The sequence below is a fragment of the Arthrobacter sp. UYP4 genome (assembly GCF_057291175.1).
In genome coordinates, this window is record NZ_JBXAVU010000004.1 from 189,627 (window position 1) to 210,297 (window position 20,671).

The window sequence follows — 20,671 nt, forward strand, 5'->3', positions numbered from 1 at the left end:
CCCCGGCACCATGGTGCCGGGGGTCTCCTCCAGGAGTGGCGTCGTCAGGCCTTGGGCTCCTGCGGCTTGGCGGCGTGCTTCGCCGCTTCCGTCGCGTCCTTCGTCGACTCCGCGACCTTGGCGGCTGCATCCGCCGCGGTGGTCTTCACATCGCCGGCTGGCTCGGCCGACTCCTTCGACGCTCGTTCGGCCGCTTCCTTGACGGAGGCGACGACGTCCTTCGCCTCCTGCGACGTGCCGCCGGAGGTGGAGGCAGGGGCGGACTTGATCGGAGCGGGGCTCTTCCAGGGATCCTCGACCGGCTTCGAGGCCCGCCAGGCAGCGAGGCCGGCGACGATCGCGGACGCGATGATCCCGACGACGAGCCATCCCTTGCCCGACTTGCGTGCCTTGCTCTTCTTCAGATCCTTGGAGGCCTGCATGGTCGCGGCGACCAGGCGCTTCTGGGCGTTCTTCACGGCCTTCTTGTCGCCGGTCATCTTGATGACCGCCTTCTCGACGACCGGCGGCACGGTGGCCTCTGCGAGGGAGCGGGACGCCGTGTCGGCCGATTCCCCGAGCCGGGTGGACAGTGCCGGCAGGTACTCGTCCACGACCTTGCCCTTGGCGGAGGTCAGCGCGGGAGTGACCTTGTCGATCCGGTCCTGGATGAGGGGGGTGACGACGGCGATACCGCCGGATACCCCTTCCGTGGCCTTCCGGACGGTGTCCTGCAGTGCGGGGCCCGCGGTCTCGATACCCTTCTCCAGCCGGGGCTTGGCCCAGCCGTAGGCGGCATCGACGTGCGGTGATGCCCAGGCCCGCGCTGCTGCGACTCCGGCAGCGAAAGCTGCTCCGATGGCGACGCTCTCCTCGAGATCGTGGGGGGCGCGTACGTTGTTCTTCACAAAAACCTCCAGGGGGTGGTTGCTCGTTGTGATCAGCCTACGTTGCATGGGCAGGGGGTGCTATCCGTGGCCCTGCGGAAGACCGTGCTGACCAGTTGTTCCACTGTGGGCGGAATGGCACTACTCCAGCTTATTGTCAGGGGCCGCGTGAAAGAATGGCCGAATGACTGCTATCCCAACCGCAAAAGCGACCATCCACACCAACCAGGGCGATATCGAGGTGAACCTCTTCGGCAACCATGCGCCGAAGACCGTGAAGAACTTCGTGGGCCTCGCGACGGGCGAGATCGCCTGGACGCACCCCCAGACCGGGGAGGAGAGCAACGCTCCCCTCTACAACGGCACCATCTTCCACCGCATCATCAGGGACTTCATGATCCAGGGCGGCGATCCCCTGGGGCAGGGCATCGGTGGCCCCGGCTACAAGTTCGACGACGAGATCAACCCCGACCTGACGTTCACCGAGCCGTACAAGCTCGCCATGGCCAATGCCGGGCTGCAGGGAGGACGCGGGACCAACGGATCGCAGTTCTTCATCACGTCCGTCCCGACGACCTGGCTCCAGGGCAAGCACACCATCTTCGGAGACGTCACCGACGAGGAATCACGCAAGGTGGTCGACAAGCTGAACTCGATCGCAACGGACATGAGGGACAAGCCCCTCGACGACGTCGTCATCGAGAGCATCACCGTGGAACAGCTCTAACCGAATGTCCTACGGTGTCCCCGCGCCCGACGCCGGCAGCCAGGAGGCACCCGTCTGCCCGCGGCACCTCGATCGCGTCAGCTATGTGAGGTGCCAGCGGTGCGGCCGCCCGGCCTGCGCCGAATGCCAGCGGCCCGCCGCGGTCGGCTTCCAGTGCGTCGACTGCGTGCGTGAGCAGGCGGCGGGCGCGCCGGTCCGCAGGAACGCCTTCGGCGGCGTCGCGCGCGGGGGCACCCCCGTCGTCACCACCACGCTGATCGCCATCTGCGTGGGAGTGTTCCTGCTCCAGCTCGTGGTGCCGGGACTGACCCGGGCGTTCTCCTACGCACCGGTCTTCACCGCCGGCGCCGGCGGTGTCATACCGGCCGAGCCCTGGCGCATGCTCACCGCGGCCTTCCTCCACTCGCAGGGTTCCTTCCTGCACATCGCCTTCAACATGTATGCGCTGTACATCCTGGGAAAGGTCCTCGAGCCGTCGATGGGCCGGGCGCGGTTCCTGGCGCTGTACCTCGTCTCGGCGGTCGGCGGTTCCCTGGGCGTCCTCCTGCTGAGCGGGCCCCTGCAGTACGTGGTGGGCGCCTCGGGCGCCGTGTTCGGCCTTTTCGGGGCCCTGTTCATCATCCAGCGCAAGCGCGGTGGGGACGTACGCCAGATCGTCGTCCTGATCGCCATCAATGCCGTGATCGGGTTCGTGGTGCCGGGCATCGCGTGGCAGGCGCACCTCGGAGGACTCCTCGCCGGTGCTGCCTGCGCAGCCGTGATCGCCTACGCGCCGAAGGGAGCCCGCCAGTCGCGTCTGCAGTGGCTGGGGATCGGCGGCATCGTCGTGATCCTCGGTGGACTGACGTTCCTGGGCGTGACACTCCTCCCGATCTAGGAATCACACCGATGAAGGGCCGGCGCTCCTGCACCGGCCCTTCATCACGTTTTCCACACCCCTTATCCACACGGGGGATAACTTACACACATGTAATTCCACACCTGTGGATAAGCGGGGCCCGAGATTCCGGGCCGTTCCGTGAATCATCAACAATAATGTGCACACCTGTGGATAACTTTCTGCACACCGTGTGCACAGTGGGGACAAGGCCCGGCCGCGCTTCCCCCTCCCGGTCCCGAACCCCTTGCGGCACCTGCACCAGCGGTCCCTGCTCCCGCACCGGACCCCGAGGCGGGACCCGGTGAGGCCTCATCGAGCGCTGCCCGCCGGCACAGGGTACTTGGAGCGCGCAGTGCATCCGTGCCCTTCGGTAGAGGTCCCGCCGGCCGAGAGGCCCTCCGGGCCGCTCCACCCGCTCCGCCGCGCAACACTGACGAAACCGCTGGTCTTCGACGGCCATGCCCTCCGGACCCGTGGGGGCCGGTCGGGCCTGCCTGTCGCGGAAGACGCGGTAGACGCGGGGGTCGCGGGAGACGTGGTAGGTCGGTGATGTCGACGGCGAGCAGGGCAGCATCCTGGACAGGCCGCCGGAGGGTTCGACGCTGCGCCACCTGGTGCGGGACCATCCCGGGGAGGGTCCGGGGCGCGCCGATGGCATCGTCCTTCCGGCTGTGGCCGGGGATCCGACCATGGGCGGACCAGCGGACGTCCTCATCGGGTACCTGCCCGACGTCGACCGTTGCATCCGTGCGCCGCCCACCGCGGCGGGCTACGGACCGGACGTGAACTCGACCCGCGCTGGATGTGGAACGGGTCCTACAACTCCAGCGGTCAGCGCCAGCGCGTGGTCATCAGGAAGCCGACGATGGCGATCCCGAAGCCCACCAGGATGTTCCATGACCCCCAGGCCGCGACCGGGAGGGTGGACATCGAGATGTAGAACGTGATGATCCACAGCAGGCCGATGATCATGAGCCCGAACATCACGGGCTTGTACCAGACCGGGTTCGGCTTGGGCTGCGAGGAATTCACGGTGGCCGCAGCGGAGCTGGCTCTCTTGCGGGGCTTGGACTCGGGCACGGATCCTCCTCGACAGGGCGCACCTGCGGATCAGGTACGCCGATGGTCTCGCCGGCCGCTCCGGCGCGTCGCGGTCCGCAGGCAACCCTGAGGGAACGACGACGTCCGGCGGCCCGGTTCTCCGAACGATTCTAGCCAAGAACCGCCGGCTACCGGTGCATCGAAGCGGCAGGGAGGGTCTCACCCGCGGGCCGCGCCGTCCGGACGGCATTACGGCGGGCTGCCATCGGCGGTTCCCAGCCCGGGAGCGTATCATTGCCTAGCCGGTGAGTCCTGGCATCCCCTGGATGCGCATCGTCCTCCCGGGGGTCCTCGCAGCCGCAGCACCGAGTGTCTGCGCTTTCCCCCTGGGTCTCCCGGTCCGACCCGCCTCCAGCTTCAACGATTGGTCCCCCTGAGCTCATGGCTGACACCACCCGTATCCTCGTCGTCGACAACTACGACAGCTTCGTCTACACGCTCGTCGGGTACCTGCAGGAACTCGGTGCCGAGACGACCGTGGTCCGGAACGACGACGTCACCCTCGCCGAGGCCGAGGAGATGGCCGCGTCCCGCGACGGCGTGCTGATCTCCCCCGGGCCCGGCACACCTGCCGAGGCCGGTGTCTGCGTCGATCTCATCCGGTGGTGCGGCGACCACGCGAAGCCGATGCTCGGAGTGTGCCTCGGGCACCAGGCGCTGGCCGAAGCCTACGGCGGGACGGTCACGCATGCGCCCGAACTCATGCACGGCAAGACGTCACTCGTGGAACACGATTCCACGAGTGTCTTCGCCGGGCTCCCGTCGCCGGTCACCGCTACGCGCTACCACTCGCTCGCAGCGGTGAGTGACGACGTCCCGGCAGCCCTCACCGTCACCGCGCGGACGGCCAGCGGCATCATCATGGGACTCGAACACAGGACGGCTCCGCTGTGCGGCGTCCAGTTCCACCCCGAGTCGGTCCTGACCGAGGGCGGCTACCAGATGCTGGGGAACTGGCTCGAATCGCTGGGCCTCGAGGGCGCCGCGGCCACGGCGGCCGGGCTCAGCCCCCTCATCGCGCGCTAGCTATCGTCCTCGTCGGTGGGTTCCGACGAGGGCTCGTCGTCGGGACCCTCGGTCGGTCGTCCGTTCGATGTCTCGGACGGTTCGGGCGTGGGTGCCGGCGTCGGTTCGGGCGCCGGCTCGGCGGGTGCCGTCGCGACGGTGAGCACGATCTCCGTCCCTTGGTCCACCTCGGAGCGGGCAGGCGCCGACTGCGCCGTGACGATCCCCGGCGTGACGACGCTGTTCTCGACTTCCCGGACGGAGAACGGCAACCGGACCGCCGGATCCGCCAGCAGTGCCTCCGCCTGTGCGACGGTCAGGTCGGTGAGCAGCGGCACTGTCACCTTGCCGTTCGAGAGCACCAGGTCCACGGAACTCCCCACGGGGACGGACTGGCCGGCCTGGGGATTCGTGGTGATGACCCTGCCTTCGGGGACCTCGGCACTGGGTTCCTCCGTGATCCCACCGCCACGCAGGCCGAGCACCTCGAGCTGATCGCGCGCCGACGATTCCGTGAGCCCGGCGAGGGAGTCGGGCAGCACGACGTTGGCCGGCCCGAGGGAGACCGTCATGTTCACGCGTGACTCACGCTCCACCGATGCCCCCGGGGACGGATCGGATCCGATGACCTTCCCTGCCTCGACCGACGCGTTGTACTCCTCGTCGGTGGAGGGGACCAGACCGGCATCCACGATCACGTCCGTGGCGTCGGCCTCGGTCATCCCCGCGAGGTCGGGGACGACGACGGTCGCCACCTCCTGTGCCGGGGGGTCGCCCGCGACATTGGTGAGAAAGACATAGCCTCCGGCGAGGACGAGCAGGACCGCCACGAAGAACACCGTGATCCAGGCGGCGCGCGAGGATCTCCGCCGTCGGTCCTGCCGGTCCGCGGGCTCGTCGGCGCCCTGCAGGACGTCGAGGCGGCCGTCGTCGGTACCGTCACCGTGCACGCCGGGGCGAGGGGGTCCGGCTGCCACCCGGTCCATGGCACGGGTCCGCGGATCCACCGAGGCTGCCGTCGCGCCGAACGCCGCAGCCCCGATCGTCTCCGCGCGCGTCCGTGTCCGGGGCGCCAGGACGTCCATCGCCTCGGTGGCCAGGCTCGGGGTGTCGGCCAGCACGATACCGCGGCGGGCGTCGAGCAGGGCACGCCGGAAGGAGGCCGCGTCCTGGAACCGGTGGTCACGGTCCTTCTGCAGGGCCCGGGCGAGGACGGAATCGAGCGCGGGCGTCACCGCCGGGTCGAGACTGCTGGCGAGGGGCGGCTCCTCCCGTACATGTTGGTAGGCGACCGAGACGGGACTGTCACCGATGAACGGTGGACGCCCGGTGAGGAGTTCGAACAGCAGGCAGCCGGCCGAGTACAGGTCGCTGCGCGCGTCCACGGTCTCCCCACGCGCCTGTTCGGGTGAGAGGTACTGGGCCGTCCCGAGGACGGCCTGGGTCTGCGTCATGGTGGCCTGGGAGTCCGCCATGGCCCGCGCGATGCCGAAGTCCATGACCTTCACCGCGCCGTCCGGGGTGATCATGACGTTGGCCGGTTTGATGTCCCGGTGGACGATACCTGCTTTGTGACTGTATTCCAGGGCGTCGAGGACACCCTGGAGGTAGGTGACGCTGTCCTCGGGCGTGAGGTCGCCGGCCTTGACGTGGTCGCGGAGCGTGCGGCCCTCGACGTATTCCATGACGATGAAGGGGACACGGACCTCGTGCTGCGGCCGGTCCGGGATCTCCTCCTCGCCCGTGTCGTAGACGGCGACGATCGTCGGATTGTTGAGGCCGGCGACGGCCTGCGCCTCGCGCCTGAACCGCGACTGGAAGAGCGGGTCCCGGGCGAGGTCCTGTCGCAGCACCTTGATCGCGACGGAACGGCCGAGCCGGAGGTCACGACCGAGGTGCACGTCCGCCATGCCGCCGCGGCCGATCAGTTCCCTGACCTCGTACCGCCCGTTCAGGACGCGCTCGGCGGTCATCACTCCGTGCCCTTCCGGCATCGGTCCCGACGCATCACCCGACGCATCATGGGCCTGAGGTCGCGGTCGCCGTCGCCGTCGGCGTGGAGGTCGGTGTCGACGGGGGCGTGGGTTCCTCGGTGGCCGGCGGTCCCGTGGACACGACATAGTTCACCTGGGTCCCCGGAGCCAGGACGGCGCCCGGTCCGGGATCGACGCGAAGCACGATCCCCGCGGGCTGATCCGACTCCTCGGATCCCACGTTCAGGGGCCGCAGGCCGAGGTCGACGAGGATCCTCTCCACCTCGGCGGCATCCTGCCCCTGCAAGCCGGCGGGTACGGTGACCTGCTCCGGGCCGGTCGACACGGTCAGCGTGATGGTCGTGCCGGGTGGCTGGGCTCCGCTGGGATTGATGTCGATGACCGTTCCCGCTGCTTCCTCGGCGGCCTGCTCCACGACGTTGACGCCGAAATCGAGCGCGATCAGGCTTGCCCTCACGTCCTCCACGGGCCGGCCGAGATACTCGGCGGGCGAGATGATGGTGCCTTCGTCGGCCTGCGTGGTGCTCGGGTCCGGACTCGGCGACGGCGGCGTGGAGGACGGCGACGGACTCGGGGTCCGTGAGCGGGAGGGGGTGGCGTCGGCGGAGGTGCTGGTCGATGCGACCGGGACGTTCTCCGGATCGTCGCCGGCCAGCACCGGCTGGAAGATCAAAAAGGCGATGGCAGCCAGGGCCAGCAGCAGCAGGACGATGAGCGGGATCAGCCAGGGGCTCCTGCGGTTATCCTCCTCGCGGCGGATCGGCTGCGACGGCGTGGTCGCATCGATGTCCTCCTGGGACCAGTCCCGGGAGGCAGCGATGCCGGCGGCAGCACCGGCGGCGGCGGGCGCAGCAACCGTGGGCAGGGCCGACGTCGTGGGTGCCGGGACCGCGGTCGTCGCCTGCGTGTCCTGGCGCGGGACGGCGGCCGTGGCGGTGTCCCCGCCCGCCGCGAAGGCGAGCAGGCCCGGGACCGCTGCCTCCGCACCGCGGATGTCACCGGAGCGGATGGCGTCGACGGCCCGGGAGAGGCTCTCCGCATCGCGCGGCCGGTCCGCGGGATCCTTGGCGAGCATCGAGCCGATCAGCGCGCGCACGGGGCGCGGGATGGACTCGGGCAGGGGCGGCGGCGCATCGTTGACCTGTGCAAGGGCGATGGCGATCTGGGACTCGCCCGAGAAGGGGCGGCGCCCTGCGAGGAGCTCGTAGCCGATCACGCCCAGTGCGTAGATGTCGGAGGACCCCGTGGCCGGCTGGCCCGTCGCCTGCTCCGGGGCGAGGTACTGCGCAGTGCCCATGACCTGGCCCGTCGCGGTCAACGGCACCTGGTCCGCGAGCCGTGCGATGCCGAAGTCGGTGATCTTGACCCGGCCGTCGGGCATCACGAGGATGTTGCCCGGCTTGACGTCGCGGTGGACCAGGCCCTGCCGGTGTGCGACGGCGAGTGCGGTGGCCGTCTGGCCGATGATGGAGAGTGTGCGATCGGGTGAGAGCACCTGCTCCTTCTCGATCACGGCGGACAGCGGCTGACCGGGCACGAGTTCCATCACGAGGTAGGCCGAGCCACCCTCCTCGCCGTAGTCGAACACGTTGGCGATGCCCTCGTGGTTGAGGAGCGCGGTGTGGCGCGCCTCGGCGCGGAAGCGGTTGAGGAACGCGGGGTCGCCCGAGTACTCCTCCTTGAGGATCTTGATCGCGACCACGCGGCCGAGGATCTGGTCCCGGGCCTTCCACACCTCGCCCATGCCGCCGATGGCGATGCGCTCGGTCAGTTCGAACCTGCCGCCCAGGGTGATTCCTGACGTGGGCCTCATCTGTTCAACACCGCCTCTATGAGTCTCTTGGCACTGGGTGAGGTCAATTGCTGACCAGTGGGGATGTCCACGTTCTCCATCACGATCGATACGGCTACCTGCGGGTCCTCCGCGGGCGCGAAACCGGTGAACCACGCATTGTCACCGGTCACGCTGACCTCCGCGGTTCCTGTCTTTCCTGCCACCCGGACCCCGGGGACCTGGGCCGCGGTCGCCGTCCCGTTGTCCACCACGTTGACCATCCAGTCCGTGAGCTGGTCGGCCGTCTCCCGGCTGACCGACTGGCGGAGCACTTCGGGCTGCGGTGACTCGATCAGCTCGAGGTCCGCCGCGCGGATCGACTTGATGAGCTGGGGTTTCATCTGCTGCCCGTCGTTGGCGATCGCCGAAGCCACCATGGCCATCTGGAGCGGGGTCACCAGGGTGTCGAACTGGCCGACGGCGGACTGCGCGAGTTCGGGCCCCGTGAGGTCCGAGGGGAAGGAGCTCGCGATGACCCGCGTGGGGATGGCCAGCTCCTCGCCGAAGCCGAACTTCGCGGCCTGCTCCTGGATGGCTTCCTCCCCGAGGTCCAGCGCGATCTGCGCGAAGGGGGTGTTGCAGGACTGTTCGAGCGCGAACTCCAGGTCCGCCGTCGTCCTGCTCGCGCAACCACCGGTGACGAAGTTCGGCAGGGCGTACTCGATGCCGGGGAACTCCAGGGCGGGCGGATTCGGGATCTGCGACTCCGCATCGTATTGGCCCGACTCCAGGGCCGCCGCGGCGTCGACGAGCTTGAACACGGAACCCGGCGACACGAGGGATTCCGTGGCGGGGTTCGTGTAGATCGACAGTCCGGGTTGCTCGGAGAGCGCGGCGGCGTTCTCGGCGATCACGCTGGTGTCGTGTCCCGAGAGGAGGTTCGGGTCGTACGTCGGCTTCGAGACCATGGCGAGGATGTTCCCGGTGCCGGGCTCGAGCACGACGATCGAGCCACGCTGGCCGTCCGGGATCAGGTCGTACGCCAGCTGCTGGATCTCAGGGTCGATGGTGAGCTCCACCGACGCACCCTCGGAGTCGACGCCCGAGAACAACCGCACGACGCGGTCGTAGAACAGGGAGCTGCTGGTGCCGGAGAGGATCTCGGATTCCTCGGCCTCGAGCTGGGTGGAGGACAGGGACAACGAGTAGTAGCCCGTGAGGTGGGCGTACAGCTCGGGTTCGTTGTACACGCGCTGGAACTTGAACTGGTCGTCCGAGGGCACGGATTCGGCGATGGCTCGGCCGTCCACGAGGATGGCTCCTCGCTGCCGGCCGAAGTCCTGGTACAGCTGGCGGCTGTTCCAGTCGTTGTCGTTCAGTTCCTGTGCCTGGAAGAACTGCACATAGGTGAGGGATCCGAGGACCAGGGCGAACATGCCCATGGCCACGGCCCATGCGCTGCGGATGGCCTGGTTCATCGGGTCCCCTCCTTCGTGGTCCTCTTCACGGGTCTCCCGTTCACTCCGACGGCTTCGGGGAACGAGTCCTTCATCGGCCCCGAGGGGGCCGGCCGACGCGCTGTCTCCGAGATGAGCAGGATCAGCGCGACGATGAGCCAGTTTGCCAGCAGCGAGGACCCACCCGCGGACATGAACGGCGTGGTCAGTCCGGTGAGCGGGATCAGGCGCGTGATCCCGCCGATCACCACGAAGCACTGGAGGGCGATCGTGAAGGACAGCCCGCAGGCGAGCAGCTTGCCGAAGCCGTCCTTCGTTCCCAGGGCGGCCCGGATGCCGCGGGAGACGAGGATGACGTAGAGCATCACGATGGCGACGACGCCGATCAGCCCGAGCTCCTCGCCGAGCGCCGCGATGATCATGTCGCTGTTGGCATAGGTCACGAGGTCAGGGCGCCCTTCCCCGAGTCCGGTCCCGATCAGGCCGCCGTTGGCCAGGCCGAACAGCCCCTGCACCACCTGGGCACTGCCACCCGGAGCCCGGTCGTAGACCTCGGGCGCGAAGGCGTTGATCCAGGAGTCGAACCGGAGGGCCACATGGCTGAACAGTTCCAGGGCCACGAAGACCCCGACACCGATCATCGCGAGCCCGATCAGGACCCAGCTGACGCGGCTCGTGGCGACGTAGATCATGACCATGAAGAGACCGAAGAACAGGATGGACGAGCCGAGGTCCCGCTGGAAGATCAGCACTCCGATGCTCACCAGCCAGGCGGCGGCCATCGGCGCCAGGTCCCGGAAGCGCGGAAGCTGCAGCGGACCGATCTTCTTCCCCGCGAGCAGGATCAGGTCCCGGTTCGTCGACAGGTAGCCGGCGAAGAAGATGGCGAGGGTGATCTTCGCGATCTCGCCCGGCTGGAAGGTGCCGAAACCGACGGAGATCCAGATGCGGGCCCCGTTGATCTCGAGTCCCAGCGGTGTCAGGGGCAGCAGCAGCAGCACGGCGCTGACGATCAGGGAGATGTAGGTGAAGCGGCGGAGGATGCGGTGGTCGCGCAGGACGATCAGGAGGATCGCGGCCGCTCCGATGGCGACCGCCGTCCAGAGGACCTGTTGGGGGGCGACGGGTGAGAAGTCCGGATTCACCGTGGCGGCCGACAGGTCGAGGCGATGGATCATGGCCAGGCCGATGCCGTTGAGCGCGACCACGATCGGAAGTATCACAGGATCCGCATACTTCGCCCGGAAGCGCAGGATGAGGTGGATGAAGAGACCCATCACCCCCAGGGTCAGGGCCTGGGACCAGAAATAGTCGCCGAAGGCATCCTCGCGGCCGATACCCGCGAGGTAGTTCGCGCCGATCGCCACGGCCAGGGCGAGCAGCAGCAGCACGAACTCGATGGTCCGCCGCGATCGGGGGACTGTCAGGACATCACTCATCAGCGGCGCTCCCGCAGTCGATGGCCGGCGCCGAGGGGTCGGCGCCGGGGGTGGCACGCGGAGACCCGCCCGTCGGACCGGACGGACCGGTCGACGGGGACGGAGCGGCCGAGGCGGAGGAGCCGGGAGTTCCGGGAGGCGCGGTCGCCGAGGCCGTCGGCTGCGCTGTGGGGGATGCTGTCGCCCGCGCCGAAGGCGGGGACGTCGGCGCAGGACCGGCGGTGCCGCTCGCGGACGGTGCCGGTGAGGCCGACGGGGTCCCGGGCGTCGCGGGATCGCAGTTCACCGCCCGCAGTTCGCTCCGGAGATCGCCGACGATGCGCTCGGCCTCCTCCAGGCTGGCGGCCGGCAGGGTGCCCCTCACCTGGGAGCGCTGGTATTCGGGAAGATTCGACACGGGGATGTCGGTGGTCTCGTAGAGCTCACTGAGGTGCACCGGCCCGATCCTCTGGGGGACACCCGTGTAGATCGCGACGCGGTTGTCCGCCTCCGCCACGTAATAGCGTGTCTGCGTCCATGTGTACCCGAGGCCCAGCACGGCGACGAGGATCAGGGTCATCAGGGAGAGGAACGCGGGGACCAGCCAGCGTCTCTTCCGGGGCGGTGCCTCGTCCTCGGCGTCCTCCACGCCCTCCGACTCGGCCTTGTGCGTGAGCATCATGGCGGCACGGCGCTCCGTGGACCGCTGCGTCACGATGGGGATCTGGCCCGTCTCGGTGGCCAGTGCCGCGGATCCCACCAGGACGTGGGGCCGCGTCAGCAGGTCCTGCCGGATCACATCGGCGCGGATGGCGGTACCCGGGAGGCCGTCGCCGTCGATCCCGTGGGACGCCGCATCCGCCGAGGGCCTGTCGCGCTCTCCCGCTGCCTGCCGGGCCGGAGGCATGACGGCCGGCGGCGCGGCGTCGTCGTCCTCCGCCTCGATGACCTCGACGACGGCGATGGTGATGTTGTCCGGGGAGCCGCCCGCGAGGGTCAGGTCGACCAGTGTGTCGACGCAGTTCCGGATGTCCTTCGACTCACGCATCACCTGCTCGACCACGCGGTCCTTCAGAACGGCGTTGAGGCCGTCGGAGCAGAGCAGCCACCGCTCGCCGGGTTCGGCGTCGAATTCCCGGAGATCCAGTTCAGGGCTTGCGTCGACGTCACCGAGGACGCGCATCAGGACGTTCTTGTGAGGATGGACCTCCGCTTCCTCGGGCCTGAGCCTGCCCTCCTCGATGAGGCGCTGTACGAAGGTGTGGTCGGTGGTGATCTGCTCGAACACACCGTCCTTCAGGCGGTAGGCGCGCGAGTCCCCGATGTGCGCGAGCTGCAGCTTCCGGTCCTCGAGCAGGATCGCGGTCACGGTGGTCCCCATGCCTGCCAGCTGCGGGTTGGTCGCGACGAGTTCGGAGAGCAGCGAGTTCGCGGTCTGGATCTCGTCGGCGAGGTGTGTCCCGGCGCTCCCGCCGTGCCCGTTGTGATCCAGGTGGACGAGATCGAGGACGGTGGAGGCCGAGGCGACATTCCCGCCGGCGTGCCCACCCATGCCGTCGGCGACGACGGCGAGGAACCGTCCCACGTAGGCGGAGTCGTCGTTCTTCGCGCGGACCATGCCCACGTCGGAGCGGGCGGCGAACCTGAGAGCAAGCGGCACGCCTACGGCCTCAATTCGATGACCGTCTTACCGATCCGGATGGGGACGCCCGGGTCGACGGGCAGTGCGCGCGTGAGCTGGGTGCCGGCCAGGTAGGTGCCGTTCGTGGATCCGAGGTCCTCGATGAACCAGCGGCTGCCCTGCGGGAAGAGGCGGGCGTGCCGGCCGGACGCGTAGTCGTCCTCGAGCACCAGGGTCGCCTCCTGGGCGCGGCCGAGGAGGATCGGGCTTGCTGCGAGCTCGAGCGTGGTCCCGGTGAGGGGACCCTCGGTCACGACCAGCCGGCGGGCGGGGGTGCGCAGGGGGGCCGGTTCCTCGCCGAGGTCCGGGTTCCTGCGGATCTCCCGTGCCGTGGGGGCGCCGACCCTGTTGCGACGGCCCACGGCGAGGTCCCGGCGCAGGGCTCCCACCGTGCTGAGGACCAGGACCCACAGCAGGATCAGGAATCCGAAGCGCAGCAGCGTGACGGTCAGTTCTCCGGCCTCGCTCATCGCGGGACGCCCCCGCCCTGGGTCGGAACGAGGCGGAACGTCATGCGCGACCGCCCCATCGTGATGGTGGAACCGTCCGTGAGTTCGGCCTGGCCGTGGACCCGCTGCCCGTTGACGTAGCTGCCGTTGGTCGAGCCGAGATCGACGGCGTAGATGCGGCCGTCGCGTGCGCGGATCTCGAGGTGGCGCCTGGAGACACCGGTGTCGTCCACGAGGATGTCCGCCTCGGAGGAGCGGCCGAGGACGATCGACCCGGAGTTGATCGAATAGCGCTGGCCGTCGATCTCGAGGATCGGCTGGTAGCGCGTGGGCTGGCGCCGCGGTGCTGCAGGGGCGGCGGGGCCCGCGGGACGGCGTGCGGCGTCCTGCTTCTCGATCGACGAGTCGATCTCGAAGATGCCGGCCTTCAGTTCGGGGTCGTGCTCGAAGGAGACCCGGACGGGTCCCTGCAGGCTGTACTGCTGGCTGTTGACATGGGCGATCACGACGTCGCACAGTTCCTCGGCCAGAGCCGATCCCCACTGCTGGGCGAGATTGAAGTCGGAGTCGGAGAGGCGTGCCGTGAAGACGTTGGGAGCGAGAGTGCGGCCCTGCGAGAGGACGAGTGAGCGGTTGTCGAGTTCCTTGCGCAGGGCGCTCGCGATCTCGAGGGGCTGCACCTGGGCACGGGATCCCGTCGTGAAGGCGCCTCGGACCAGTTTTTCGAGTCCGCGCTCCACGTTGTCAAGAATGCCCATCTCCCGCCTCCTTCCCCTGTCGCATCGGAATATCGGGCCCCGTCGGCAAGGCGCCGCAGGGCCGGCCCGGTCGTCGGGACGGCAGCGTCCACCCGGGCATGTTCCCTCCGATACTACTGGGAGGCTCTGGGAATGGGCTCCAAGCCATCGTTCCGAGGATTACTTTGTCCTAACGATCCATGGATCGTTAGGACGGGCGGAACGGTGTCGCCGGGGCCCGGCCGGTTCCTGTTTAGGTAATTGCGCCCGCGCTCGGCTATGCTTGTTTCTGCTGTTCACAACGCCTGCGCCTGGCGCACGGAGTTGGATCTCGAAATGCGCGAGTGGCGGAACGGCAGACGCGCTGGCTTCAGGTGCCAGTATCCGAAAGGGTGTGGGGGTTCAAATCCCCCCTCGCGCACGGTATGACACGAAGGGCCCCCGCTCAGCGGGGGCCCTTCGTCGTACCGTGGTCCTTCGGGAAGGCCCGGTGCCGGTCAGCGGAAGTCCCGCGACCTGGTGGTGGCCTTCAGCTGCAGGACCTCGATGCGGTCCGCCACGACGTTGACGATGCCCTCGGCGGACCGCTCGAGGAGACCCCGCACGATCACACTGCCGGCCTCCCGCGCCACGCGGCGGTAGCGCTGCCAGACCCCCACGGAGCAGATGACGTTCACGAGCCCCGTCTCGTCCTCGAGGTTCAGGAACGTGATGCCGCTCGCGGTCGCCGGCCTCTGCCGGTGCGTCACGATTCCCGCCACCTCGATCCGCCGTCCGGACTCGGCCGTCTTCAGCTCCACGGCCGTCAGGGCACCCCGTCGCTCGAGTCTGTTCCTGGCATGGCGCACCGGATGATCGTCCGGGGTGATGCCGGTGGACCACAGGTCGGATCCGACCTTGTCGATGTCCGAGAGCTCGGGCATCAGCGGAGGCTGGATGTAGACGGCCGTGCCCTTGATCTGGCCCTCGCGTTCGGTGGACGCGGGCCCGGCGTTCCACAGTGCTTCACGGCGGCTCAGCCCCATCGAGTCGAAGGCGCCCGATGCCGCCAGGGCCTCGAGCTGCCCGGCGTTGACGCCCGTCCGCCGGGCCAGGTCCGGCATGTCCTCGTAGGGCCCGTTCCGTTCCCGCTCGGTGACGATCTTCTCCGCAAGTCCGGCCCCGATCGATTCCACGCTGGCGAGGCCGAGCCGCACCGCGTAGTTGCCGTCACGGCGGTGCGGCGTGGAATCGAAGGGCGTGTCCTGGTCGAAGTAGCCCACCGGGGGCTGCTCGTCCTCGGTGCAGCCGTCCGTGCCGGTGGTCCGGTCTCGGGGATCGACGGGCGGGTCGTAGCCCTCGAGCGGCTCGAGGTCGGCGTGCACGCCCGAGTGCAGGATGTCGGGCCGCAGCACGACGGCGCCGTGCCGGCGGGCGTCCGCCACGAGCGTCTGGGGTGAATAGAACCCCATGGGCTGGGCGCGTAGCAGGGACGCGAGGAACGCTCCGGGATAGTGCAGCCTCAGCCATGCGCTGACATAGACCAGCAGGGCGAAGCTGATCGAGTGGCTTTCCGCGAACCCGAAGTTCGCGAAGGCGTGGATCTTGTCGTAGATCGTGTCGGCCACGTCGCCGGTGATGCCGTTGGACTTCATGCCCGCGTACAGCTTGGCCTTGAGCGAATCGATCCGTTCCTCACCCCGCTTGGAACCCATGGCCCGGCGCAGGAGGTCGGCGTCGGCCCCGGTGCAGCCCCCCACCACCATGGCCATCTGCATGAGCTGCTCCTGGAAGAGCGGGACGCCGAGGGTCCGTTCGAGCACCGGTTCGAGGTCGGGGTGGAGGTACCGGACCTCCTCCTCGCCCATCTTCCGTTTGATGTAGGGGTGCACGGCTCCACCCTGGATGGGCCCCGGTCGTACGAGGGCCACCTCGATCACGAGGTCGTAGAACTGGCGGGGTTGGAGCCGCGGGAGCATGCCCATCTGGGCGCGGCTCTCCACCTGGAAGACGCCCACCGAGTCGGCGAAGCACAGCATGTCGTACACGCCCTGCTCCTCCTTCGGGATGGTGTGCAGTTCCCACGTCTCCCCGAAGTGCCGTTCCACGAGGTCGAAGTTGTACTGGATGGCCGCGAGGATGCCGAGGCCCAGCAGGTCGAACTTCACCAGCCCCATCCAGGCGCAGTCGTCCTTGTCCCACTGCAGGACCGTCCGGCCCTCCATGCGTCCATGCTCAATAGGGCATACTTCTCCGACGGGCCGGTCCGTCAGGACCATGCCGCCCGAGTGGATACCCAGATGGCGCGGGAACGCGAGGACCTCCTGCGCCAGGCCGACCACGGCGTCCGGGATGTCGTGGTCGGTGCTGGAGACGAGTCCGCCCCACCGTTCGATCTGCCGGGACCAGGCGTCCTGCTGGCCCGGGCTGTGGCCGAGGGCCTTGGCCATGTCCCGGACGGCGAACTTGGGGCGGTAGGTGATGACGTTGGCGACCTGGGCGGCGTTGAAGCGCCCGTACTTCCGGTAGACGTACTGGATGACCTCCTCACGTCGGTCGGAGTCGAAGTCGACGTCGATATCCGGTTCCTCGTCCCGCATGCTCGAGAGGAACCGCTCGAAGGGGAGCTGGTACTTGATCGAGTCCACCGCGGTGATCTCGAGCAGGTAGCAGACAGCCGAGTTGGCGGCCGAACCCCGTCCCTGGCACAGGATGCCGTTCCGGCGCGCGTAGTGCACCAGGTCGTGGACGATCAGGAAGTACCCCGGGAAGTTCTTGTCCTCGATGACCTCCAGTTCGCGTTCGATGCGCTCGCGGACGTCGGTCCGGTTCCCATAGAGCTTGTCGGCCCCCCGCCAGACGAGTTCGCGCAGATAGCTCATCTGCGTGTGGCCCTCCGGCAGCTCGATGTTCGGCAGGCCCGGTCGGACACTGCGGAGGGTGAAGGAGAGATCGGTGGCGATCTCGACGGTGCGCTCCACCGCCCCCGGATAGTCCCGGAACCGCCTCGCCATCTCCGCGCCGCTGCGCAGGTGCGCGGATCCGGCGGCGGGAAGCCAGCCATCCATCTGGTCCAGGCTCCGGCGGGCCCGGACCGCGGCCAGGGCGGAGGCGAGCCGGTGCTGTTTCGGGGTGGCGTAGTGCACGTTGTTGGTGGCGACCGTGGGCAGCTTCAGGCGGGCGGCGACGGCGGCCAGGGCGTCGTTGTGCGCGGCGTCCAGGGGATTGCCCTGGTTGGTGAGTTCGACGGCGACGCCGTCACGACCGAACAGTTCGACGAGTTCCCGGAGTTCCGCCTCGGCGGCTGCCTCTCCACCGGCGACGAGCGCCGAGCGCACGGCGCCCTTCCTGCAGCCCGTGAGGATCATCCACTGACCACCGGCATGGCCGGCGAGGTTCTCGAGCTCGTAGCGGGGCTTCCCCTTCTCGGCGTCGGCGTCCAGCTGGGCTTCGGTGATGGCCGTGGAGAGCCGGTGGTAGCCGGCCGACCCCCGGGCCAGGACCAGCAGGTGGCGCCCCTCCGGGTCCGCCTCCCCGTTCTGCGGCCGGGACAGTCCGAGGGACAGTTCCGTGCCGTACATCGTCGAGAGTCCGGGGTACTTCTCGGCTGCTTCAGCGAAGTGCACCGCACCGTACAGGCCGTCGTGGTCGGTCAGGGCCATGCCGGTGAGGCCCAGCCGCTGGGCTTCCTCCGCGAGGTGCTCCGGGCTCGATGCGCCGTCGAGGAAGCTGAAGTTGGAGTGCACGTGCAGTTCCGCATAGGGGACCACGGGACCCTCCGGCACCGGGGCCCCGGCCGGAGCGGTATAGGGCCGGCGCTTTCGGGACCAGGCCGGGCTGTCCCCGCCGTCGGCACCGGCGGGCGGGATCCCGGGCCGGGTGTCGGAGAGGCTCCGTTCGAAGTCCGACCAGGGAATCGGTGGATTGTTCCAGCCCATGGCGTCCCTCCCTGTCCTGGATGTCGTGCTGTCTGTGGTTGTCCCGGGATCAGCTCCGCGCGGTCAGTCGTAGCCGGCTTCCACCCACCAGGCATGGTCCTCGAGGAGCAGCAGCCAGGCAGAGCCGGACTGGTCGACCAGCTGGAAACGGTTGAGGATGCGTCCCTTCGGGTCCCACCACCGTTCGTCGATCGGCCAGGGGCCGGCCCAGGAGTGCACGGGCCGCCGGCCGTCGTCGGACCCGGCGCTGAAGAAGGCGGGGTCGGCGCTCAGGAGGCCGCGCGGATCCACGTCGACGGGGTTGCCGCGGGAATCGACGACGACGGCGGGCACGGGATCGGCGAACACCGTGGCCGGCACCGGGCCGGGCAGGCGGCCGGGCCAGGGCTGGTTGCGGTCCTTGACCGGCACCCTGGTGGGCGAGGACGGGGCGTCCCCCCACGGGATGAAGACCCGGCGGTCGGCCAGGAGCCGCCCGCCGGCGATGATCGCGGTGAGGACGGCGCCGTGGCCCAGCATGCTCTGCACGCGGGCCAGGCCATGGTGGATGCCCTCGTCCGGCCCCGTCCCCCAGAGACCGTCCGCGTGGTCGCCGAGGTCCTCGACGATGTCGGGTACCACCTGGACCCGGGTGATGCCGGAGGTCAGGCCGTGGTCGGACGCAGAGGTGCCCTGGAGCTGCCAGCGCACGCGGTCGACGACGTCGTCGGCGTCGAACCAGCGCGGGTGCTGCCACCGGCGCTCCGACACCTCGCCCGATTCCGTGTGCAGCGAGACGTGCAGGGCCGTGCACACCAGTCCTGCCCCGCGCAGGGTGTCGACGAATTCACCGGCCCGCGTGCGGAAGGCGAATGCGAGCTGGTCGATACGGGCGAGGGGCGGCTCGAAGTCGGCGACGGTGTCGAGGTGGGGTGGCGGCTTACGGGCGACGACGTCCCGATGGTCGAGTCCGCTCGCCTGGCGGTGCGCGAGGGCGCCCTCGACGCCGAAGCGGTTGCGGACGTCCGCTGCGCCGAGCGCCGCGAAATCACCCAGGGACCGGATGCCGAGGCGCTTGAGCAGCACGGTGAGCTTGGGCTGCTCGAGGACTTCGAGGGGGTAGCTGCTCAGGAACCAGGCCGAGCGGCCCGGCGGGATGACGACCAGCTGGTCCGCGTCGGGGTCCTCCAGCTGATCCGTGGCCCTGGCTGCGTGCTCGGCCGCGAAGGAGCCGTCGGCGATTCCGATGCGCACGTCCGTGAGACCGATGGCTGCGAGGGTCCGGAAGACCATGTCCGCGGCCCTGCCCTCGCTGCCGTAGTAGCGCGAGGGCCCCTTGACCTTGACGGCGCACAGTCCCGGGCGGAGGACCTGGACGCCGGGCATGATGGTCTCCACGGCCGCGGTCACGGGCTCGAAGGTGCGTTCGTCGAGCGAGGGGTCGTAGGCGAGGGTGACGAGCCCCGCGCTGCGGGCCTGGGCCTCCCGGATACGGAGGCCTCTCTTCACGCCGTCCTGCCGTGCTGCCGGGGAGCAGGCGAAGACCTCCCCGCGGTCGACGAGGACGAGCGCGGTGTCCGCGGGAAGTGCGTGGTCGCGCAGTGCCGCGGTGATGGGCCAGTCCGGGCACCAGAGCATCATGGTCCGCGTGGCCGAGGTGCCGGGAGCTGCCGGGGGGAGGGCGGATGTCACGAGGACTTCATCAGCCGGGGTTCGAACAGGACGCCGGAAGCAGTGCCGAAGGCGGCGTCAGGGCGGCCGTCGGACCGGGGATCCGGCTGCAGGACGTCCTGGACCGCGGTCCCGCCCGGAGCGGCACCCTGGAGGTCCGTCAGTTCCACATAGGCGTGGCGGAGCCGGCCGGAGGGCTGGGTCGCGGTGATCTTCATGCGGCGCGCCCTCAGGTGGCCGGTCCCGGAGCCGAGGCCCTCCCAGGCGCTCTCGGCGACACCGAGTGTGGAGTCGCTCTGCTGCCAGGTGCCCAGGGTGATCAGTGCCGCGCCGCGCTGGCGCAGCCGTGCCTTGAGCCGTGCCCCTTCGGTGGGCGCGAGGTGTTCCGGGGCCCGGGTCAGGACGATCGAGACGACGTCCACGAGGGCTGCCGTGACCGTGAGCCACTGGGTCCCGGGATCCGGGACCAGGATGAGGCGGTCGAGGTTGATCCCGAAGCCTTGCGCCGCTTCCACGCTGAAGTCCGGCACACCGATGACGCTGCACCACGCCCCTGTCGCGGAGGGGCCCGCGAGCAGGGCCATGGCGATCGTCGTCGAGTTCCGGACGGCGTAGGAGCCCCCGGACTGGAGGCCTCCACCGGGCAGGATCCGGGCGAGGGCGGGTACGGTGGGCATCCGTCGTGAGTCCAGCTTCCCGGCCTGCATGCTGTTGATGCGGGCCTGGAGGCCGAGGGCGACATCGGCCGTGGAGCTGCCGTGGAGGGCTGTGTGCGGGGTGCCGGTCCCCGGGCGTGACGTGCCCTGGGGGGTGGAGGAAGGCTCATCCCGGTCGAGGGCGGAGCCGGCAGGTGGAGGCGTCACTCGTCAATATTCGAATACGTGTTCGATTAAGTCAATCGGCGCGCCTCCGCTGAAAAAGGGCATGCCTGTGGTAGGTCGGCCTTCATCAGGGTGGTCGCAGGCACGTCCACGACACCCTGCCGGGAGGCCGGACAGTGCCGCCCGAGGGCCGG

The 20,671-nt window shown here is 69.2% G+C and carries 15 protein-coding genes and 1 tRNA gene; 4 read left to right on the top strand and 12 right to left on the bottom strand.

The genetic code is table 11. From position 1 onward, the window contains the following. Positions 1–44: 44 nt before the first annotated feature. Complete coding sequence (locus AC0Z9V_RS14895; protein WP_485141977.1) at positions 45–887, bottom strand: hypothetical protein; 843 nt, start codon at positions 885–887, stop codon at positions 45–47. 163 nt (positions 888–1,050) lie between these two features. Between AC0Z9V_RS14895 and AC0Z9V_RS14900 the strand changes: the two genes are divergently transcribed. After that, positions 1,051–1,593: a peptidylprolyl isomerase gene (locus tag AC0Z9V_RS14900; RefSeq protein ID WP_133080019.1), complete on the top strand. Its 543-nt coding sequence runs from the start codon at positions 1,051–1,053 to the stop codon at positions 1,591–1,593. Between the two features lie 4 nt (positions 1,594–1,597). Beyond that, positions 1,598–2,470 carry a rhomboid family intramembrane serine protease gene (locus AC0Z9V_RS14905; protein ID WP_459269410.1) on the top strand — a complete coding sequence of 291 codons (873 nt, stop codon included), beginning with the start codon at positions 1,598–1,600 and terminating at the stop codon, positions 2,468–2,470. 834 nt (positions 2,471–3,304) lie between these two features. Here the strand turns inward: AC0Z9V_RS14905 and AC0Z9V_RS14910 are convergent. Continuing rightward, positions 3,305–3,553 (bottom strand): cell division protein CrgA, encoded by a 249-nt coding sequence (locus tag AC0Z9V_RS14910; RefSeq protein WP_133080021.1) that lies wholly within the window; start codon positions 3,551–3,553, stop codon positions 3,305–3,307. 402 nt (positions 3,554–3,955) lie between these two features. Between AC0Z9V_RS14910 and AC0Z9V_RS14915 the strand changes: the two genes are divergently transcribed. Continuing rightward, positions 3,956–4,600, top strand: coding sequence for an aminodeoxychorismate/anthranilate synthase component II (locus tag AC0Z9V_RS14915; RefSeq protein ID WP_133080022.1), 645 nt, complete (start codon positions 3,956–3,958; stop codon positions 4,598–4,600). Here AC0Z9V_RS14915 and pknB read toward each other — a convergent pair. The 7 genes from pknB to AC0Z9V_RS14950 are packed head-to-tail and all read right to left on the bottom strand — an operon-like array spanning position 4,597 to position 14,110. Beyond that, entirely contained in the window at positions 4,597–6,552 is a 1,956-nt protein-coding gene (gene pknB, locus AC0Z9V_RS14920) for a Stk1 family PASTA domain-containing Ser/Thr kinase (RefSeq protein WP_485141978.1), read from the bottom strand. The two genes, AC0Z9V_RS14915 and pknB, sit on opposite strands and share 4 nt — an antisense overlap. Positions 6,553–6,598: 46 nt before the next feature. Then, the gene (locus tag AC0Z9V_RS14925; RefSeq protein ID WP_485141979.1) at positions 6,599–8,386 is read right to left on the bottom strand and encodes a protein kinase domain-containing protein; all 1,788 of its coding nucleotides are present in this window, start codon (positions 8,384–8,386) and stop codon (positions 6,599–6,601) included. Beyond that, positions 8,383–9,825, bottom strand: coding sequence for a peptidoglycan D,D-transpeptidase FtsI family protein (locus AC0Z9V_RS14930; RefSeq protein WP_133080025.1), 1,443 nt, complete (start codon positions 9,823–9,825; stop codon positions 8,383–8,385). Before AC0Z9V_RS14930 ends, AC0Z9V_RS14925 begins: the two co-directional genes overlap by 4 nt. Then, positions 9,822–11,243, bottom strand: a complete 1,422-nt coding sequence (locus AC0Z9V_RS14935; RefSeq protein ID WP_208740102.1) for an FtsW/RodA/SpoVE family cell cycle protein — start codon at positions 11,241–11,243, stop codon at positions 9,822–9,824. The genes AC0Z9V_RS14930 and AC0Z9V_RS14935 overlap by 4 nt, the downstream gene beginning before the upstream one ends. Further along, positions 11,236–12,840, bottom strand: a complete 1,605-nt coding sequence (locus AC0Z9V_RS14940) for a PP2C family protein-serine/threonine phosphatase (RefSeq protein WP_485142059.1) — start codon at positions 12,838–12,840, stop codon at positions 11,236–11,238. The genes AC0Z9V_RS14935 and AC0Z9V_RS14940 overlap by 8 nt, the downstream gene beginning before the upstream one ends. Positions 12,841–12,884: 44 nt before the next feature. Then, complete coding sequence (locus AC0Z9V_RS14945; protein ID WP_133080027.1) at positions 12,885–13,373, bottom strand: FHA domain-containing protein FhaB/FipA; 489 nt, start codon at positions 13,371–13,373, stop codon at positions 12,885–12,887. After that, on the bottom strand, positions 13,370–14,110 hold the full coding sequence (locus AC0Z9V_RS14950) for an FHA domain-containing protein (RefSeq protein ID WP_485141980.1): 741 nt from the start codon (positions 14,108–14,110) through the stop codon (positions 13,370–13,372). Before AC0Z9V_RS14950 ends, AC0Z9V_RS14945 begins: the two co-directional genes overlap by 4 nt. A 317-nt stretch (positions 14,111–14,427) precedes the next feature. On the opposite strand from AC0Z9V_RS14950, the gene AC0Z9V_RS14955 reads away from it, so the two are divergent. Then, positions 14,428–14,510 (top strand) — tRNA-Leu (locus tag AC0Z9V_RS14955). Between the two features lie 76 nt (positions 14,511–14,586). Here the strand turns inward: AC0Z9V_RS14955 and AC0Z9V_RS14960 are convergent. The 3 genes from AC0Z9V_RS14960 to AC0Z9V_RS14970 form a co-directional block, all read right to left on the bottom strand. Continuing rightward, a complete protein-coding gene (locus tag AC0Z9V_RS14960) occupies positions 14,587–18,006 on the bottom strand; it encodes an error-prone DNA polymerase (RefSeq protein ID WP_485141981.1) in 3,420 nt (1,139 codons plus the stop codon). 63 nt (positions 18,007–18,069) lie between these two features. Then, positions 18,070–19,677: a DNA polymerase Y family protein gene (locus tag AC0Z9V_RS14965; protein ID WP_485141982.1), complete on the bottom strand. Its 1,608-nt coding sequence runs from the start codon at positions 19,675–19,677 to the stop codon at positions 18,070–18,072. Continuing rightward, positions 19,674–20,519, bottom strand: coding sequence for a hypothetical protein (locus AC0Z9V_RS14970; RefSeq protein ID WP_485141983.1), 846 nt, complete (start codon positions 20,517–20,519; stop codon positions 19,674–19,676). Before AC0Z9V_RS14970 ends, AC0Z9V_RS14965 begins: the two co-directional genes overlap by 4 nt. Between the last annotated feature and the right edge of the window lie 152 nt (positions 20,520–20,671).

Coding starts and splice junctions, on each gene's coding strand:
- AC0Z9V_RS14900 (WP_133080019.1), top strand. CDS start 1,051: ATGACTGCTATCCCAACCGCAAAAGCGACCATCCACACCAACCAGGGC.
- AC0Z9V_RS14905 (WP_459269410.1), top strand. CDS start 1,598: ATGTCCTACGGTGTCCCCGCGCCCGACGCCGGCAGCCAGGAGGCACCC.
- AC0Z9V_RS14915 (WP_133080022.1), top strand. CDS start 3,956: ATGGCTGACACCACCCGTATCCTCGTCGTCGACAACTACGACAGCTTC.
- pknB (WP_485141978.1), bottom strand. CDS start 6,552: ATGACCGCCGAGCGCGTCCTGAACGGGCGGTACGAGGTCAGGGAACTG.
- AC0Z9V_RS14925 (WP_485141979.1), bottom strand. CDS start 8,386: ATGAGGCCCACGTCAGGAATCACCCTGGGCGGCAGGTTCGAACTGACC.
- AC0Z9V_RS14930 (WP_133080025.1), bottom strand. CDS start 9,825: ATGAACCAGGCCATCCGCAGCGCATGGGCCGTGGCCATGGGCATGTTC.
- AC0Z9V_RS14935 (WP_208740102.1), bottom strand. CDS start 11,243: ATGAGTGATGTCCTGACAGTCCCCCGATCGCGGCGGACCATCGAGTTC.
- AC0Z9V_RS14940 (WP_485142059.1), bottom strand. CDS start 12,840: ATGGTCCGCGCGAAGAACGACGACTCCGCCTACGTGGGACGGTTCCTC.
- AC0Z9V_RS14945 (WP_133080027.1), bottom strand. CDS start 13,373: ATGAGCGAGGCCGGAGAACTGACCGTCACGCTGCTGCGCTTCGGATTC.
- AC0Z9V_RS14950 (WP_485141980.1), bottom strand. CDS start 14,110: ATGGGCATTCTTGACAACGTGGAGCGCGGACTCGAAAAACTGGTCCGA.
- AC0Z9V_RS14960 (WP_485141981.1), bottom strand. CDS start 18,006: ATGGGCTGGAACAATCCACCGATTCCCTGGTCGGACTTCGAACGGAGC.